The organism is Weizmannia sp. FSL W8-0401 (genome assembly GCF_038009125.1).
GTDB classification, from domain to species: Bacteria; Bacillota; Bacilli; order Bacillales; family Bacillaceae_C; genus Weizmannia; species Weizmannia coagulans.
In genome coordinates, this window is the sequence record NZ_JBBPAG010000001.1 from 622,532 (window position 1) to 637,960 (window position 15,429).

The window sequence follows — 15,429 nt, forward strand, 5'->3', positions numbered from 1 at the left end:
TTTTTGAGGCTTTGGGCGAGTTTCAATAGATTAGGCTACTCATTCCTGTGGAAAATATTGTAAAACGGAAAAGGATGATTTTTTTTGAAAAAAAAGAGCCATGAAAGCCACTCCTTTGCTAAGATATAAGTACGAGCAAATATCCAGGGAGTGATTTCATGACTATTTCTATTCTAACACAAACCAGAGACTTTTCAATACAACAAAATTTGATTCCCCACAATTGGCAAGACTATGCCGATATACCATTTGTCATTCCAGCCATGTGTTTCCCTTGGGAGATTTTTAAGCCGATTGAACGAGAATACTACACCCTTTTATATTTGCACCTAAAAAATGAAAGAGCACATGATCATTCTAATGAAATACAACCGGCACTATTTCCAATAACGGAGGAAGAAGACAAGTCTGCGTCTTCATTATTTCATCTCCCTTCCACTGGGAGAAAACCGCATCCTTTCATGCCCTTTTTTCGTGCTTTTGAACTGGCCTCTTTACAGTATATTGAAGTGATGGTGGAGAGTGTCTATTTGCAAGTGAAATCAAACCCGCTATTTGCCACCATGTGTGGATTTACGGAGAAAATTCCGAGCTATCGTTCCTTTGCTCGTTTTGATCAAATCATGACAACAAATGGTCTTTGGGAAAAAGCCCGGCTATTGGTTGTTGAATATAATAAAGGGGAAGGCGTGGTTGAAACGAATGAGGAAGCAGCCGCCGTGGATACATCGCATATAGAGGCAGAAGCAACCTTGAATAAAACAAGGAAGACGTGTTCTTGTGAGGGTAATTGCGATTGCCCCAAAGTCCTTACGGACGACAATGTAGGGGTAATGCGTAAAAGTAATGCAGTCTCCTATATTGCGCATAAATTATCAATGGTGTGCGGGGTGAGATCCGGTTTGCCTTTGACGCGGGAAGTATTTAAAGGAAATACACCCGATGGGAAAACATTAGAACCGACATTGGAAACGTTTAAGGCAGAGCACCCCGAGATGGCTGAGCAGTTGAGCTTTATCCTGGCAGATGGAATCTACCAAACGCCGGAAAATCAAAAAGTGACAAAGGATGTATTACAGGCGAAATTGGTGGCACCGATCAATCCACGGAACCGTAAAGATAAACCAACTACCGCCCGGGGGATTGAAAAAATCAACCGGTACGGCACTCCCATCTGTATCAGTGGACATAAAATGGAACTTAGAGGATCTGATCGGGAAAAGGGGCAATATATTTACACTTGTCCTGTATTTCATCCAAATGCCAAGCAAGAAGGTCTCACCTGCCCGCTAGCGAATCACGCGGAATGTTGTAATGGGGCAGCACAAGGAAGAGTATTTAGGATAGACTTTGATCAAACGCCTCAAGTAGATGTCGAGTTGCCTCAACATGGGCGCACATTTGAAGTGTTATATAGTGCCAGAACGATCATCGAAAGAATCTTTGGCATTCTAAAAGACGGATACAGTCTCCGTCGTGTTCACAAGCGTGGGAAACAGGCAGTTGAAGCTCATGTAGATCGATGCATGATATCTATGCATATCATGGCAAATATGGCGTACCATCAGACTGGAAAGGCCAATTGTGGATGGACACGCAATCGGCTGCAAAGAGCAAATTAAGTTATTCACAGGTGGATATGTGAATAACTCAAATGAACGTTTTCTTTCCACAAAGGGTAGTGAAAAAAACCATTTTGTGAAGGCGGGATACGTATGCCCTTTTTTTGAAGAAAAATGACCGTTTTACTTCTATTGAATTAAAAATCTGGATGTAAATTGAAAATCTGGATGAAAAGGCAAAAAAAAATCGGGATAATTAATTTTCCAGAGCCTCGCTCAAGGGTATATTTTTATTTTGGCAGAGGCTCTAAAGTATGGACTGTCGGCGATAATAGCACATCCATTTCCGGCAGCGCTGACCCGGGCATCGAAGTGGCCATTATGAAGAACGGAAAAATACTTGCACGCGGCACAGCGGACGGGAAAGGACTTTTTAAAGTCCCGGTTCCAAAGCAAAAAGCCGGAACAGTCCTCTATGTCTACACAGAGGCCGGTTTAAAAAGCAGCAAAGTGAAAGTAACGGTAAAAGACAAAACGGCACCGGGCATGCCGACTGCCGGCAATGTCACAACGAAGTCCACACATGTTGCGGGTAAAGCGGAAAAATCAGCAGTTGTCTATGTATACCGCGGCAGCAAACAGATCGGCAAAGCCACAGCAAATGCCAAGGGCGCATACAGTGTGAGAATCAGCAAACAGAAAAAAGGCACAAAGCTTTCCATTTTTGCGAAAGACAGAGCCGGAAACAAAAGCAAAACAAGAATGGTTACGGTAAGGTGAGGGAAATAAAAGTTTTGCTTGGCCCGAAGAAGTGCACAGCGATTGAAAAACTTGATGCTTGCACAATTGGATGATTGATTGATGAATGGTAAGTTTTTATAGGAATACGAAAAAACGGCAGCTCATCAGCTGCCGTTTTTTCAATCAGTCACCGCCGTATCCGGTATATTCACGGTCAGGCGTGTGATGGAAAAGATGGTGCAAATATTTATGGAAGAACCATTCGCCGGCTGCAATTACGATGCTTGAAGCCAGCGCCGCCCATAACAGATTGTCCATGTCCGGGGCGAGTGATCGTCCCATCAGCCACACAACAAGGTACGCCAGAACAAAGTCCGCGACAGTCGCCATGATATTTCTTTGCGTATCTTCCTCGCGTTCATTTTCCCGCTTGAAAATCATCAAATCTCCCAGGACATATGCAAGAATGGTCAGCACTACACTGGTGGCGATCATATCGCCAAACGGCATGTTGAAGATGGCGGATAAAATGATGCCCAACACAACTGCGACCATAATAAATTTCACCACTAACGCCTTTGCATGTTCCATAACGGTCCCTCCTTTTGGTGTTTGTACTATATCATTACCCGCTCTTACAGCCGTTAATCGGGAAATGAAAGCATTCGGTACAGAAAATCTTTCCAATTGCACTTTTAATGCCAGGTTCTTAAAATCTAAAACCTCTGCAAACAGCCTTTTGCTTACCGCAGTATTGGCAAATGCGATAAACAAAAAGGTATACTTAAAAGCTTGATGCCATGTTTTATTGAAATAGCGGCAGTCATGTTAATGGGGAGAAAGCGGAAAAATGATCCTGATTCCATTTTTCCGTTGCTTTATTTTTTCCAGTAATGATTTCCGTTGCGCTAAGGAAAGAGTTTGGGTTAAAGTGAAACCGTTTCCATATTAATATGGAGTTAAGGTAAGCAGCTGATAAAAAGAAGCATCAAGCAGTGATTAAGGATACATCCAGATTGATTTACGATTTGTGTTTCAACAGCAAGGACCAATTCTTTGTATTATGCAACAAAAAGGATAAAAAACACAATTTTCAAGTTAAGGGTGATGACGTTGAACATAGAAGAAATCAGCTTTCAAATTATCCTAAATGGCGGAAATGCCCGAAGCTTAGCTGCGGAGTCCATCAATCATGCGAAAGCAGGCGAGTTTGCATTAGCTGAGCAAAAAATTGAAGAAGCCAATGAAGCCATGACAATCGCTCATCGTTTTCAAACAAACCTTATAAAGGGGGAAGCAAGCGGGGAAAAATTAGAAATCAGTATATTGCTTATACACGCACAGGATCATTTAATGAATGCTGTTACTGACGACCCAAAATGGCAGGAAATTGACGGTGTTATTTGTCCAAAAATTGACGGAATTTTTGTCAATTAAGGGGGGAAGCCAGTTTGCGCTTTATTGTAGCTTCCCCTATGAGTTTAATACTTAAATTTAAATCATTGTCATTTCACGAAAGTTCCCCTTCAATCACACGTTTTACCATATGATCGTCAATGATTCGATGCCTGTTTTGTGCTCCGTAAAGTAGACAGTGGGTACAAATCTTGTTGATGATCCTTGCGGCTCCCCCGGAAAAACGATGGATTTCATCTAAAGCTACATCTGTGAAAATTTGCTCAGTTACTCCTGAATATTGTAAATGCATGGCAATATATTCTGCAGATTGAGCTCTGTCGTAATGCCCCAGTTTGAATTGAATATCAATCCTTTGGCGGATTGCTGTGAAGGATTGGAGGCGCAGGCGGTCCCATAATTCACTTTGTCCGACAAGAATCAGGCTCATAGGGCTTTGGGCATCCATTTTGAAGTTCAGCAGGAATCTGACTTCCTCCAACATTTCCCGATCAAGAAGATGGGCCTCGTCCACGACCACTACCGGCTGAACACCATGAATTCCTCTCATAAGCTCAATTTCCCGATGAAGCTGCCGTTTTGCATCGCCTCTATAAAATTTAGACTCGCACCCGAGTTGTTCCAACAACCCTTTGTAAAAATGCCGAGGCGTTAATTTGGAATCAGACAAGTACAGTACTTTATATTGTCCATCATCAAGCCGGTCAACAAATTTACGAATAGTCGTCGTTTTCCCAGTCCCACAATCGCCTGTTAAAACCGCGAATAACTGTCTTTCAGCCGTATATTTTAACCGCCCCAGTATTTCCTGCATCATAGGAGAATCATAAAGCTTTTCAGTCGGAATATCCCGTGAAAAAGGCGTATGAGTCATACCGTAGAAGGCTTCAAACATTCTCACCGTCCTCCTTCCATACAGCCCGGAAGGAGACGGCTGGTGTTTGTTCCATCTGTCGTTCCTGATACTTTTGTTCCGCAGCTTTTAATAATCTTGATGAATCGGCTTTCTGTGGCTGAAGATGATCAGGAAGGGGTGGCCTTTTCCCTGATCTTTCACCAATTTCAAGTTTATGAGCTTTCCATGGCGAATACCCTTCAAACTCAATGGTGAGTTCCTCCAGATCCGCAGGATCATAGATAACTTCGACTTTCTGCCCAATAAATGCCAGGCCTACTTCGTATTTTTGATCCATGAAACTGATACAGCCGGATTTATCCACCTTGCGTGTTTCGCAATGCAGGAATGCATCCGCCAATGTATCTGGCTCAATGAAACGAAGTGCTTTTCTGTCACTTCTAAATGCCGATCTTGGGCTTATTTTTTCCCCAAGCGCAGAATGCGGCTTCTCCTGATAACACTCTGTCAGCCAGACTTGAAACAGTTCATTTAACCGTTCTAATGTCTTCGGCTTTTCTAGTGAGACTTCCCCCAGAAAAGAATCAATGAGCCGGTTGAATTTTTCAACCTTGCCTTTGCTTTCTGGCGAAAATGGCTTCGCGTAAACCAGCCGGGTTCCAAGTTTTGAACAGGTTCTCCCCATCCATTTCGTCCTGTATTGTTTGCCATTATCAAAGTAAACGGCTTCGGGAGCACCATATTTTTGCACTGCTTGTCGAAAAGCATCCTCCACAATCCGGGAATCAAGTGTCGGATAAAATTCACCGTGTAAAACATACCTCGTCGCATCATCAATAATGGCGACCAAGTATACCTGCTTCTTGGCACCATTTGGGCCAATCGGTAAATACGGGCCATATTTGATATCAGACTGCCAAAGCTGATTCCGATGTCTTTTTTGAAACCTTCTGGCTGCCACTCCTGATTGCGAATAAAGCCTCATCTGCCTGGAACTGTATCCTCTCTCTGATAGCTTTTCCTGAAGGGTTGAACGTTTGATTTGCCCGGGTTCTGCAAGACCTTCCCATTCAAGTATCTGTATGATTTGTGAAACACTTCGGCTGGGGGCCTCTCTTCTAAGCAGAATGGCCTGTTCTATGATATGTGGCGGGACTGCCTCAGGCTTGGTTTGGGACTGCTTTCCTTTGGGCTTCAATCCTGAAAATCCTTCTTTTCGAAACTGCGTTAAATAACGCCTGATAGTCCTTTCAGAAAGGCCGGAGGCCTTACAAATTTGTTCCTTTAATTCCTTCGCTTTTCCGGCATCCAATCCATCCGCCAATAATGGAGAAATGAGTTGAAACCTTTGGGCTGCCATTTCATCTGCTTTCTTGTGATCCATTCATGATAGACTCCTTTCCTATTTATCTACCATGAGTGTAAATCAACCCCCGCCGGACAAGAATGCAGAACGGGTATGTACCCATAAATAAAAATTTACAACGGGTCGGACAACACGCGCCAGCCATCCGGAGGCATTGCCCACCAATCGCCCTAATCTTTGGAGTGCGGTCCCCGAAGTTTCGGGCAAAACTTTCAGGTCGTCCCCATCTTGTTTGGTCTGATGTTTAATGGAAACAAGGCAATGGATCCAGTATTCTACATAAAAATAAAACCAGTCTTTCCAACGATAAAGTGTTGATTCATCTGCCGGAATATCATGATTGGAACGATTAGTCAAAACCGTTTCAATACATTCCGATTTATATCTTTTATAAGGCACCAGAAATTCTGGAAGTTCGTGATGAATCTTTCCGCATTGTTCACATTGTAAACGTCTGATATTATAAATATGCTTCTTTCCAGATCTATCAATGGCTTTTCGATCTCTTGTCCCAATAACCTTCATATGTTTACCACAACAAGGGGAAGGTACTTTTTCCGCACCCCTAACCAAAAACACCAAGTTGAGTATTTTCAATTAGCTTATAATCTGATACAATAACCATAATCGTTATTTTTGGTGGGACATTCCCCGTATAGCTGATGGTACAGTTATACATCATGGGGGATGTCCTTTTCCTTTCTCAAGAATAAATACGAGGACATTATACTCGTCAAATTCCGGACAGGCAATACCGTCAACTTTCGGTTATTTTTGGATGTCAGAAACAGAATGCCATGACAGTGATTGACCTGGCAAAAGAAATCATTGAACTTTATAAAAAAACAAATGAACTTGAATGTCGAAAGTGCTAACAAATTTGCCAAGTTTGCTGTTTGAAAAATGGATGATTGGCGGCACAAGCGGGCCATTAAAAGCAACGGAAGTCATTAATTCATTGATAAGCAAGTTTAAATCACAATAAAAAACCAATTGGAGGCATTTATGATGAAAAAAGCATTAATTATTTGTGCAGCAGGTATGTCATCTTCTTTAATGGCGAAGAAGACAACGGAATTTTTTAAAACAAAAGGTAAGGAAATTGAAGTCGATGCTGTTTCAGCAAATGAAGGCAATAAGATGATTGAAAAGGGGGACTTTGATTTATATTTAGTCAGCCCACAAACAAAGATGTATTTTCAAAAACTTAAGGAAGCCGGAGAACGCGTAGGAAAGCCAGTTGTAAACATTCCGCCACAAGCCTATATTCCGATTCCAATGGGTGTTGAAAAATTAGGAAATTTAATCTTACAAGAACTGCCAAAAGATTGATTTGCTTATGAGAAAATGGGTCTTCGCTATTTACAATGCACTCACCCGGAAATGCCAAAATTTATGGATAGTCGGAAGGAAGGTGATCTTCAAGCAAGATACCCGTTAAGATGTCTTTTGGATTGGAGGTAATGGATTGCTTAAGCTTTAACGAGTAGCGGGGAGCCATATTTTTAATAAATGAGGGATTTTTATGAATGACGTAGAAAGAGCATTATTTGAAAAAAATCAAAAAAACCAGATGCTTAAATCGATGTACTATAACCGATATTTGCTTGTCAGATATGTTACCGCAATCTTTTTCTTTACGAATGTATATTGGTTAATTTCATTGGTTATGAGTCATTCGTTACTATACCTTCTTCCATTGGCGTTGATCATCGTTGTCATATTGAGCGTTGCGGAACAAGTAAAGATTTATAGCAGCCCGACAAATCATGCTAAATACACAAAGTTTTGTTTCATGACTTTGCTCATTGCAAATGTGATTTTGCTGTTGCCGAGTTGTTTTTCGTCATCTTTCGCTCATTTATATCCATTTTTAATCAATCAAAACAAGTCAAAAGGATTAATTTTAACTGTTTTGATTGCCGGGATATTTTTAAGCGCTTTTATCCTTTATCGGTTATACCAAATTACACATGATGAAGACAAGCATTTTCAACGCATCATGGAGTATGAAAAAGCGATTCGTTAATAATAGAAAAGAGGGGTCTTTATGTCAGAACAAAATAAGGCATTTACTTTTCTTGAAAAGTATCTGATGGGTCCTATGGGGAAAGTAGCATCTTTTCGATTTGTCCGGGCGGTAATGGCTGCCGGGATGGCTTCAATACCATTTACAATCGTAGGATCCATGTTCTTGGTGTTGAACGTATTGCCACAGACTTTAACATTTTTGCAAGGCTTTTTCGATAATACTTTCTTTAGAATTAGTGACTTGTATATGCTGGCAAATAAAGCAACAATGGGAATTTTAGCATTATATTTCAACCTTGTTATTGGTTATGAGTATACAAAAATATATGCTGAAGAAGAAGGGATAAATGTAAACCCGCTAAACGGGGCTTTATTATCCATGTTTGCTTTCTTTATGACGATTCCGGAATTGGTTGCAGGCAATGGAAAAATGTCACTTATCCAAAAAATGAATGATACGACTCATATTATTTTCGGTTGGGAAATGGGCGACAGTGGTGTAAGCCGTTTAGGTTCTTCAGGTATATTTACGGCCATTATTGTTTCTGTTATTGCTGTCCAGTTGTACCGGTTATGTGTAAAACAAAATTGGGTGATTAAAATGCCGGAAGCTGTTCCGGAAGGGGTATCCAGATCGTTCACAGCTTTAATCCCTGCATTTTTAGTCGCTTTTGTGATCTTAATCATCAATGGTATTTTTGTAGCTTTAGGTACAGATATATTTAAAGTTGTCGCTGTTCCATTTAGCTTTGTTACGAATATCGCAAGCAGCTGGCTGGGATTGATGGTGATTTACTTCTTAATCCATGCACTCTGGATTGTAGGCATTCACGGGGCGAATATTATTGGAGCCTTCCTGACGCCTATTACTTTGGCAAATATGGAAGCCAATATTCATGGGGCAAATATTCCATTCGCCGGCGAGTTCCAAAATTCATTTGTCATTATGGGCGGTTCCGGATCGACTTTAGGATTATGTATCTTTATTGCATTTTTAGCCCGGTCACAGCAATTGAGAATACTGGGAAAAGCATCCCTTGCTCCTGGCATCTTTAATATTAATGAACCAATATTGTTTGGACTACCGATTGTTTATAATCCATACCTGGCTATCCCGTTCTTCTTAGCACCTATGGCTACAGCTACAATTGGTTATTTTGCGATCAAACTGCACATTGTTGCGCCACTTATCGCCCAAGTGCCGTGGCCAACGCCAATCGGTATCGGGGCTTTCATTGGAACAGGCGGGAGTATTATGGCGCCAGTTGTCTCACTCATTTGTGGTGTGGTCGCGTTTATCATATATCTTCCGTTCATCAGAATATATGATAAGAAGTTAGTTGAACAAGAAAAAGGTGGAGAATCTGTACTCTGATCCTAATCTTGGAATAGAAGAATAAGATGTAGAAATATCCTATGAAAACGATGTTGCACTGCGGGTGAATGAAAGAAGGCGGTTCTTCATAGGAAAATCGCCTTCTTATTTAACTTTTTTCAAGAAATAAAATGAGATCAATGTGGAGGGTTTACAATGGCAAAAAACGTTTTACCGGAAAATTTTTTATGGGGCGGAGCAGTAGCGGCCCACCAGCTGGAAGGCGGCTGGAATAAGGGCGGAAAAGGAGTAAGTGTTGCGGATGTAATGACTGCAGGGAGGCACGGTGTTCCACGGCAGATTACAGATGGTGTATTAGAAGGTTACTATTATCCGAACCATGAAGCCATCGACTTCTATTCCCGTTATAAAGAAGATATTAAACTGTTCGCAGAAATGGGGTTTAAATGTTTCCGTACTTCTATTGCCTGGACAAGAATTTTTCCAAACGGGGACGATGATGAGCCAAATGAAGAAGGATTGCAATTTTACGATGATTTGTTTGATGAATTATTAAAATATCATATTGAACCTGTTATTACCCTATCTCATTTTGAATTGCCTTACCATCTGGTGAAAAAATATGGCGGTTTTAGAAACCGGAAGTGTATTGATTTCTTTGTGAAATTTTCTGAGACAGTCATGAGACGTTATAAAGATAAAGTAAAATATTGGATGACCTTTAACGAAATCAATAATCAAGCAGATACGAGCATGGATTTCGCAAGCTTCACAAACTCAGGAATTAAATACGAAGAAGGTGAAAACCGGAAACAAACCATGTACCAGGCAGCGCTTTATGAATTAATTGCCAGCGCAAAAGCCGTTACATTAGGCCACAAAATTAATCCGAATTTTAAAATTGGTTGCATGCTTTCTTTCGTCCCTGTATATCCATATTCCTGTCATCCGGATGATGTGATGCTTGCAACTGAAGCGATGCGTAATCGCTGGTTCTTTGGCGATGTCCATGTTCGCGGGGCGATTCCTCATTATACGAAAAAATACTGGGAAAGAAACGGATTTGAAATACAATATACAAAGGAAGATGAGCAAATCCTTAAAGAAGGAACAGTAGATTATATTGGATTCAGCTATTATATGTCTAAAGTTGTCAGCGCCCGTGAAGTAAAAGACAGCCAGCCTGATGGAGAGTTTGGCCGCGTTGTCCGCAATCCTTATGTGCAAGCCAGTGACTGGGGTTGGCAAATTGATCCGGTAGGCCTTCGTTATTCATTAAATGCTTTATATGAAAGGTACAATATTCCTTTATTTATTGTAGAAAATGGCCTCGGTGCGCGGGATGTGGTTGAAGAAGATGGTTCGATTAACGATGATTACCGCATTCAATATTTTCGCGATCATATCGGGGAAATGAAAAAAGCAGTTGAACTGGATGGCGTTGATTTAATGGGCTATACACCATGGGGCTGTATTGATCTGGTCAGCGCCGGCACAGGAGAAATGGAAAAACGTTACGGTTTTATTTACGTAGATAAAGACAATGAGGGAAACGGAACTTTAGAAAGAAAAAAGAAAAAGTCGTTTGGATGGTATAAGCATGTCATTGAAACAAATGGTGAAGATCTTTAACTTTTAGGACGGCCGTTTTTCCACATTTAAAATAAAACCCATGTTCAATCCTGGGGTGAAAAAATGGAGTTTCACTAAAACTCCATTTTTTCATATACGGGAAGAATAGAAATCTCAGGCGGCAATAGGTGCAGAAGGTAACTACGATAAGGCAGGCTGCACAAGGATAAAGGCATTGGTTTTTTCAACGTTTACATCACAGCCCGAAAAAATGGTTTCTCTTTGCCAAAAATTGTAGTAATCAATGATAAAAGGGAGTTGTTGGCATTGTCTAATTTATCAAGACGGCAGAAAGATATCTTAATCCTTTTATCCAAATCAAAAGAACCCGTTACTGCAGGCTGGATGGCAAAAGAACTGGGCGTCAGTGACCGAACGATTCGAAATGAAATCAAGTTCATGCAAAATAATACGGCATCACACGGGTTTCAAATTGAATCGACCAGAGGATTGGGATATAGCGTAAAAGTATTAGATGACGGGCTTTTTTCAAAAATTCTCAATGAGATTTCTACGGAGGAACATCATTTAGCGGGTGACTTCACTGATAAAGATACGAGAGTTCTCTATATTTTGCGCCGGTTATTGTTAGAAACAGATTTTGTTAAAATTGAAAGTTTTATAGATGAGATGTTCATCTCTTTGTCGACATTACAAAATGACTTAAAGATGGTAAAGGAAATTCTTGATAAATATCATTTAAAGCTAATCAACCGTCCGCACTATGGCTCAAAGGTTGAAGGCGATGAATATATGAAACGTCTATGTTTGTCTAATTTATTGTTGGAGCGGAACCAGGAAGCATTTCTAAAAGAAGATTGTTTACAACTCATTGATCCGGAACTATTTAAAAAGATTAAAGAAATAATCATCCAAAAGGTTAATAAATATAAAATTGAAATCTCTGATATATCTTTGGAAAATTTAGCAACGCATATTGCCATCGCCTGCAGAAGAATCCAGGAAGGCTTTGTTATTGAAGAGCTGGCTGATGTTCTGGTCGATGATCATCCATTTGAAAAAATTGTAGCGAATGAAATTATAAAAGAAGTGGAAGATTTTACTTCGTTAACTTTTCCTGGGACAGAAATCGATTATGTTATTGTTCATTTATTGGGAACCAAACTTTTACACAAGAAGGAACTGGCCGAGTTTAGTAAATTTGATGAAGCCGGAACGATTATAAATTGTATGTTAGATCGTTTAAAGTCTGAATTGAATTGGGACTTTCGCCAAGACCGCGAGTTTATCCAGGCGTTAACGCTGCATATCCGTCCTGCAATGAACCGATTGCGGTATAAAATGAATATCCGGAATCCGTTATTAAACGATATAAAGAAAAAATACCCGGCCGCGTTTGAAGGCGCCATTATTGCCAGCAAATGTATAGAAAAGTATTTGCAAATGGAAGTGGTTGAAGATGAAATTGCCTATATTGCGCTGCATATTGGTGTTGCGCTAGAACGGATGAAATTAAACAAGAAAAAAATAAAAAAAGTACTCATCGTTTGCGCATCGGGCGTAGGGAGCGCAAAATTGCTCTCCTACCGATTGCAAAATTTGTATGGCCAAGAAATTGAAATTGCCGATACCATTAATTATTACAATTTATCATCCTATGATTTATCTTTCATTGATCTGATCATTAGCACTGTCCCTATAAAGGAGGATTTTGGCGTCCCGGTCCAAGTTGTGAATACTTTTTTGGAAGACAAGGACATTCAAGCTATAAATTGTTTTTTATCTAGGACGCAAAATGTGGCAGAGAAATATTTGCATCCTTCAAGAATTTTCCTCCAACTGGAATTGCAGGATAAGGAAAGTGTGATTCGATTTTTATGTGATGAACTATATAAGCAAAAGCTTGTACCAAGGGATTATGTAAACCTTGTTTTAGAAAGGGAGTCGATTACGCCAACCTGTTTTGGGAATCTCGTAGCCATTCCCCATCCAATGGTGCCCGTAACGAAGGAAACGTTTTGGACAGTATGCACACTAAAAAGCCCTATTCATTGGCATGATCAGCAAATGGTTCAATTTGTTTGCTTGTTAAATATTAAAGAAGGCACGCAAGCGGATTTAGATGATATGTATAAAAAGCTCATTTCAATTATCGAAAACAGGTCTGTTGTGCAAAAAATCATCAAAAGCAAAACGGCTGATGAGTTAATGGCATTTATAAAATAATTGAGCCCCATGCAGCTACCATTTATAAGAGGAATATTTTGCCAGCCATTTCCCCGAAGGAGATTTTACCCGCCATCCGCGTTATCAAGCACAAAACTTGTCCGGTTTTGTGCTTGGTATTTCTGGAGATAACTTTACATAAAAGCGAAAAAAGTTTGTGAATATTTTTTACAACTTCCTTGCCTTGTGCGGTTTCCTAAAGGATAATATTTGTAACCTGCAGTAGAAGGAGTAAAGACACGTGAAAACTTAAAAATGAGGAGTGAGCAAATGAAAACGGTCCAACTGAACAGCCGGATAGCTTTCGGCCCATCTCTACCGCTTGTATTGATTGCCGGCCCGTGCGTAATTGAAAGTGAAACGATGGCCATGGAAACAGCCGCAACCCTTCAAACCATTGCCGGAAAACTCGGCATTCCTTTCGTTTTTAAAGCTTCTTTCGATAAAGCCAACCGATCATCCATTTTTTCCAAACGGGGCCCGGGACTGGAAAAAGGGCTCGAAATACTTGACCGGATTAAAAATGTATTTGGCGCACCGGTCACGTCCGATATTCATGAGCCGCACCAGGCAAAAGCAGCCGGGGAAGTGCTCGACATACTGCAAATCCCCGCTTTCCTTTGCCGCCAGACCGATTTGCTGCTCGCCGCCGCCGCGACGGGCAAAATCGTGAATGTCAAAAAAGGGCAGTTTTTGGCGCCTTGGGATATGAAAAACGTCATTCAAAAATTGGAAGAATCCGGCACCGAAAAAATTCTCCTTACAGAACGTGGTTCGACATTCGGCTACAATAACCTGGTGGTGGATATGCGTGCACTTCCGGAAATGCGCAGATTAGGGTATCCGGTCGTGTTTGACGCTACCCATAGTGTCCAAATTCCGGGCGGAAACGGCACTTCAACAGGCGGAAAGCGTGCGTTTGTCCCGTATCTGGCAAGGGCAGCGGCGGCTTGCGGGATCGATGCGTTGTTTCTCGAAGCCCATCCTGATCCGGACCAGGCCTGGTCGGATGGCCCGAATATGGTGAAACTGGATGATATTGAAGAAATGTTAAAGCCAATAATTGAAATTGATCGCATGATAAAAGAACAAACGGCAGCAAACATCCATTAACGGAGGTGAATAGGATGTTAAAAGATTTCAAACGAAGCATCAATTATGTCGAAAGCGTCCGTGAAGTACTGGAAAAAGAAGCCAATGAGATCTTAAAGCTGAAAGACCGGATCAATTTTCGTATAAATGAAGGCATTGAAATGATATTGGCGTGCGAAGGCAGAGTCATTTTTACAGGAATGGGGAAATCGGGCATCATTGGCCGGAAACTTGCTTCCACATTTGCAAGCACCGGTACCCCGGCATTTTTCCTTCACCCGGGAGAAGCACTGCACGGCGATCTTGGAAAAATAACAAAAGAAGACATCCTCATTGCCATTTCCAACAGCGGGGAAACTTCGGAAATATTAAATATGATCCCCTCCATCAAAAGGATCGGCGCAAAAATGATTGCCATTTCCGGTTCACGCAAGTCGACACTGGCGCGGCGTTCGAATCTGGTGATGGATATCGGGGAAGTTGAGGAAGCGTGCCCACTCGGCCTTGCGCCGACTTCTACAACCACCGTCACGCTTGCGCTCGGGGATGCGATCGCGGTAGCCCTTTTAAAGGCAAGGGACTTTAAACCGGAAAACTTTGCGCTCTTCCATCCCGGCGGCTCGCTTGGCCGGCGTTTGCTTCTCACGGTTGGCCATGTGGCTAAACGGAAAAGCATGAACCCGGTTGCCGGAATGGACACCGGCATAAAGGAAGCATTATTTATGATGACGGAAGCGGGGGCGGGGGCTGTTTCAGTTATTGATGATCGGGGACGGCTGGCCGGTATTTTAACGGACGGCGATATCCGGCGTGAGCTTTTAAACGGCCATGAAGTACTGGACAAAAAAGTAGCAGATTTGTATACAAAATATCCGGTTTGCGTCAGTGAGCATCAGCTGGCAGCGGAAGCATTGCGGATAATGGAAGACCATGCTTTCAAGGTGTTGCCGGTTGTTGCCGCCCAGAAACCGGTTGCCATGCTCCATATTCAGGATTTGATCCAGACTATATAGGCAAAATAACAGGATATTGGACAGAGCGGATTCATAAAGAATACCGCTTTTTTTGGTGTTTACCGCCAATATTTACACAGCAGCTGTCTGCTTCTTTTCGGGGATACCACACAAAGATTTCGGTGACAATGGTTCAGTGGCCTATTAAAATAAAAGGGTCACGAATACTACAGACGGGGTCATTACGCTTCTCCTTT

General features: G+C 41.4%; 14 protein-coding genes. 10 read left to right on the forward strand and 4 right to left on the reverse strand.

Annotated features, from left to right (window positions below; translation table 11 throughout):
- The first annotated feature begins 158 nt into the window (after positions 1–158).
- Together NSU00_RS02895 and NSU00_RS02900 are read left to right on the forward strand one after the other, a co-directional pair.
- Positions 159–1,622 (forward strand): transposase, encoded by a 1,464-nt coding sequence (locus tag NSU00_RS02895; protein WP_340703384.1) that lies wholly within the window; start codon positions 159–161, stop codon positions 1,620–1,622.
- 168 nt (positions 1,623–1,790) lie between these two features.
- Positions 1,791–2,342 carry an Ig-like domain-containing protein gene (locus NSU00_RS02900; RefSeq protein WP_340703385.1) on the forward strand — a complete coding sequence of 184 codons (552 nt, stop codon included), beginning with the start codon at positions 1,791–1,793 and terminating at the stop codon, positions 2,340–2,342.
- A gap of 144 nt (positions 2,343–2,486) precedes the next feature.
- Here the strand turns inward: NSU00_RS02900 and NSU00_RS02905 are convergent, their stop codons facing one another.
- On the reverse strand, positions 2,487–2,894 hold the full coding sequence (locus NSU00_RS02905) for a YndM family protein (RefSeq protein WP_013858443.1): 408 nt from the start codon (positions 2,892–2,894) through the stop codon (positions 2,487–2,489).
- 516 nt (positions 2,895–3,410) lie between these two features.
- Here NSU00_RS02905 and NSU00_RS02910 point away from each other — a divergent pair.
- The gene (locus NSU00_RS02910; RefSeq protein WP_340703386.1) at positions 3,411–3,740 is read left to right on the forward strand and encodes a PTS lactose/cellobiose transporter subunit IIA; all 330 of its coding nucleotides are present in this window, start codon (positions 3,411–3,413) and stop codon (positions 3,738–3,740) included.
- 73 nt (positions 3,741–3,813) lie between these two features.
- Here the strand turns inward: NSU00_RS02910 and NSU00_RS02915 are convergent, their stop codons facing one another.
- Genes NSU00_RS02915 through NSU00_RS02925 form a run of 3 tightly spaced genes read right to left on the reverse strand, consistent with a single transcriptional unit; the run spans position 3,814 to position 6,520 of the window.
- Positions 3,814–4,614, reverse strand: a complete 801-nt coding sequence (locus NSU00_RS02915; RefSeq protein WP_014096192.1) for an ExeA family protein — start codon at positions 4,612–4,614, stop codon at positions 3,814–3,816.
- Positions 4,607–5,959: a DDE-type integrase/transposase/recombinase gene (locus NSU00_RS02920; RefSeq protein WP_265114904.1), complete on the reverse strand. Its 1,353-nt coding sequence runs from the start codon at positions 5,957–5,959 to the stop codon at positions 4,607–4,609. Before NSU00_RS02920 ends, NSU00_RS02915 begins: the two co-directional genes overlap by 8 nt.
- A 42-nt stretch (positions 5,960–6,001) precedes the next feature.
- Positions 6,002–6,520, reverse strand: coding sequence for a DUF6431 domain-containing protein (locus NSU00_RS02925; RefSeq protein WP_340703907.1), 519 nt, complete (start codon positions 6,518–6,520; stop codon positions 6,002–6,004).
- A gap of 426 nt (positions 6,521–6,946) precedes the next feature.
- Here NSU00_RS02925 and NSU00_RS02930 point away from each other — a divergent pair, with 426 nt between their 5' ends.
- From NSU00_RS02930 to NSU00_RS02960, 7 genes are all read left to right on the forward strand, one after another.
- On the forward strand, positions 6,947–7,273 hold the full coding sequence (locus tag NSU00_RS02930; RefSeq protein ID WP_237682136.1) for a PTS cellobiose transporter subunit IIB: 327 nt from the start codon (positions 6,947–6,949) through the stop codon (positions 7,271–7,273).
- A gap of 193 nt (positions 7,274–7,466) precedes the next feature.
- Positions 7,467–7,970: a hypothetical protein gene (locus NSU00_RS02935; RefSeq protein ID WP_340703387.1), complete on the forward strand. Its 504-nt coding sequence runs from the start codon at positions 7,467–7,469 to the stop codon at positions 7,968–7,970.
- A gap of 21 nt (positions 7,971–7,991) precedes the next feature.
- On the forward strand, positions 7,992–9,347 hold the full coding sequence (celB, locus tag NSU00_RS02940; RefSeq protein ID WP_017552255.1) for a PTS cellobiose transporter subunit IIC: 1,356 nt from the start codon (positions 7,992–7,994) through the stop codon (positions 9,345–9,347).
- Positions 9,348–9,503: 156 nt separating this feature from the next.
- Positions 9,504–10,940, forward strand: a complete 1,437-nt coding sequence (locus tag NSU00_RS02945) for a 6-phospho-beta-glucosidase (protein ID WP_340703388.1) — start codon at positions 9,504–9,506, stop codon at positions 10,938–10,940.
- A gap of 267 nt (positions 10,941–11,207) precedes the next feature.
- Positions 11,208–13,127, forward strand: coding sequence for a BglG family transcription antiterminator (locus NSU00_RS02950; RefSeq protein WP_340703389.1), 1,920 nt, complete (start codon positions 11,208–11,210; stop codon positions 13,125–13,127).
- A gap of 270 nt (positions 13,128–13,397) precedes the next feature.
- Positions 13,398–14,240, forward strand: coding sequence for a 3-deoxy-8-phosphooctulonate synthase (gene kdsA / locus NSU00_RS02955; protein ID WP_340703390.1), 843 nt, complete (start codon positions 13,398–13,400; stop codon positions 14,238–14,240).
- A 14-nt stretch (positions 14,241–14,254) separates the two neighbouring features.
- Positions 14,255–15,232 carry a KpsF/GutQ family sugar-phosphate isomerase gene (locus NSU00_RS02960; RefSeq protein ID WP_340703391.1) on the forward strand — a complete coding sequence of 326 codons (978 nt, stop codon included), beginning with the start codon at positions 14,255–14,257 and terminating at the stop codon, positions 15,230–15,232.
- Positions 15,233–15,429: the final 197 nt, after the last annotated feature.

Bases quoted from the DNA above. Each gene is read 5' to 3' on its own strand.
- kdsA (WP_340703390.1), top strand. From the start codon at position 13,398: ATGAAAACGGTCCAACTGAACAGCCGGATAGCTTTCGGCCCATCTCTA.
- NSU00_RS02910 (WP_340703386.1), top strand. From the start codon at position 3,411: ATGACGTTGAACATAGAAGAAATCAGCTTTCAAATTATCCTAAATGGC.
- celB (WP_017552255.1), top strand. From the start codon at position 7,992: ATGTCAGAACAAAATAAGGCATTTACTTTTCTTGAAAAGTATCTGATG.
- NSU00_RS02915 (WP_014096192.1), bottom strand. From the start codon at position 4,614: ATGTTTGAAGCCTTCTACGGTATGACTCATACGCCTTTTTCACGGGAT.
- NSU00_RS02960 (WP_340703391.1), top strand. From the start codon at position 14,255: ATGTTAAAAGATTTCAAACGAAGCATCAATTATGTCGAAAGCGTCCGT.
- NSU00_RS02900 (WP_340703385.1), top strand. From the start codon at position 1,791: ATGAAAAGGCAAAAAAAAATCGGGATAATTAATTTTCCAGAGCCTCGC.
- NSU00_RS02935 (WP_340703387.1), top strand. From the start codon at position 7,467: ATGAATGACGTAGAAAGAGCATTATTTGAAAAAAATCAAAAAAACCAG.
- NSU00_RS02920 (WP_265114904.1), bottom strand. From the start codon at position 5,959: ATGGATCACAAGAAAGCAGATGAAATGGCAGCCCAAAGGTTTCAACTC.
- NSU00_RS02895 (WP_340703384.1), top strand. From the start codon at position 159: ATGACTATTTCTATTCTAACACAAACCAGAGACTTTTCAATACAACAA.
- NSU00_RS02945 (WP_340703388.1), top strand. From the start codon at position 9,504: ATGGCAAAAAACGTTTTACCGGAAAATTTTTTATGGGGCGGAGCAGTA.
- NSU00_RS02905 (WP_013858443.1), bottom strand. From the start codon at position 2,894: ATGGAACATGCAAAGGCGTTAGTGGTGAAATTTATTATGGTCGCAGTT.
- NSU00_RS02930 (WP_237682136.1), top strand. From the start codon at position 6,947: ATGATGAAAAAAGCATTAATTATTTGTGCAGCAGGTATGTCATCTTCT.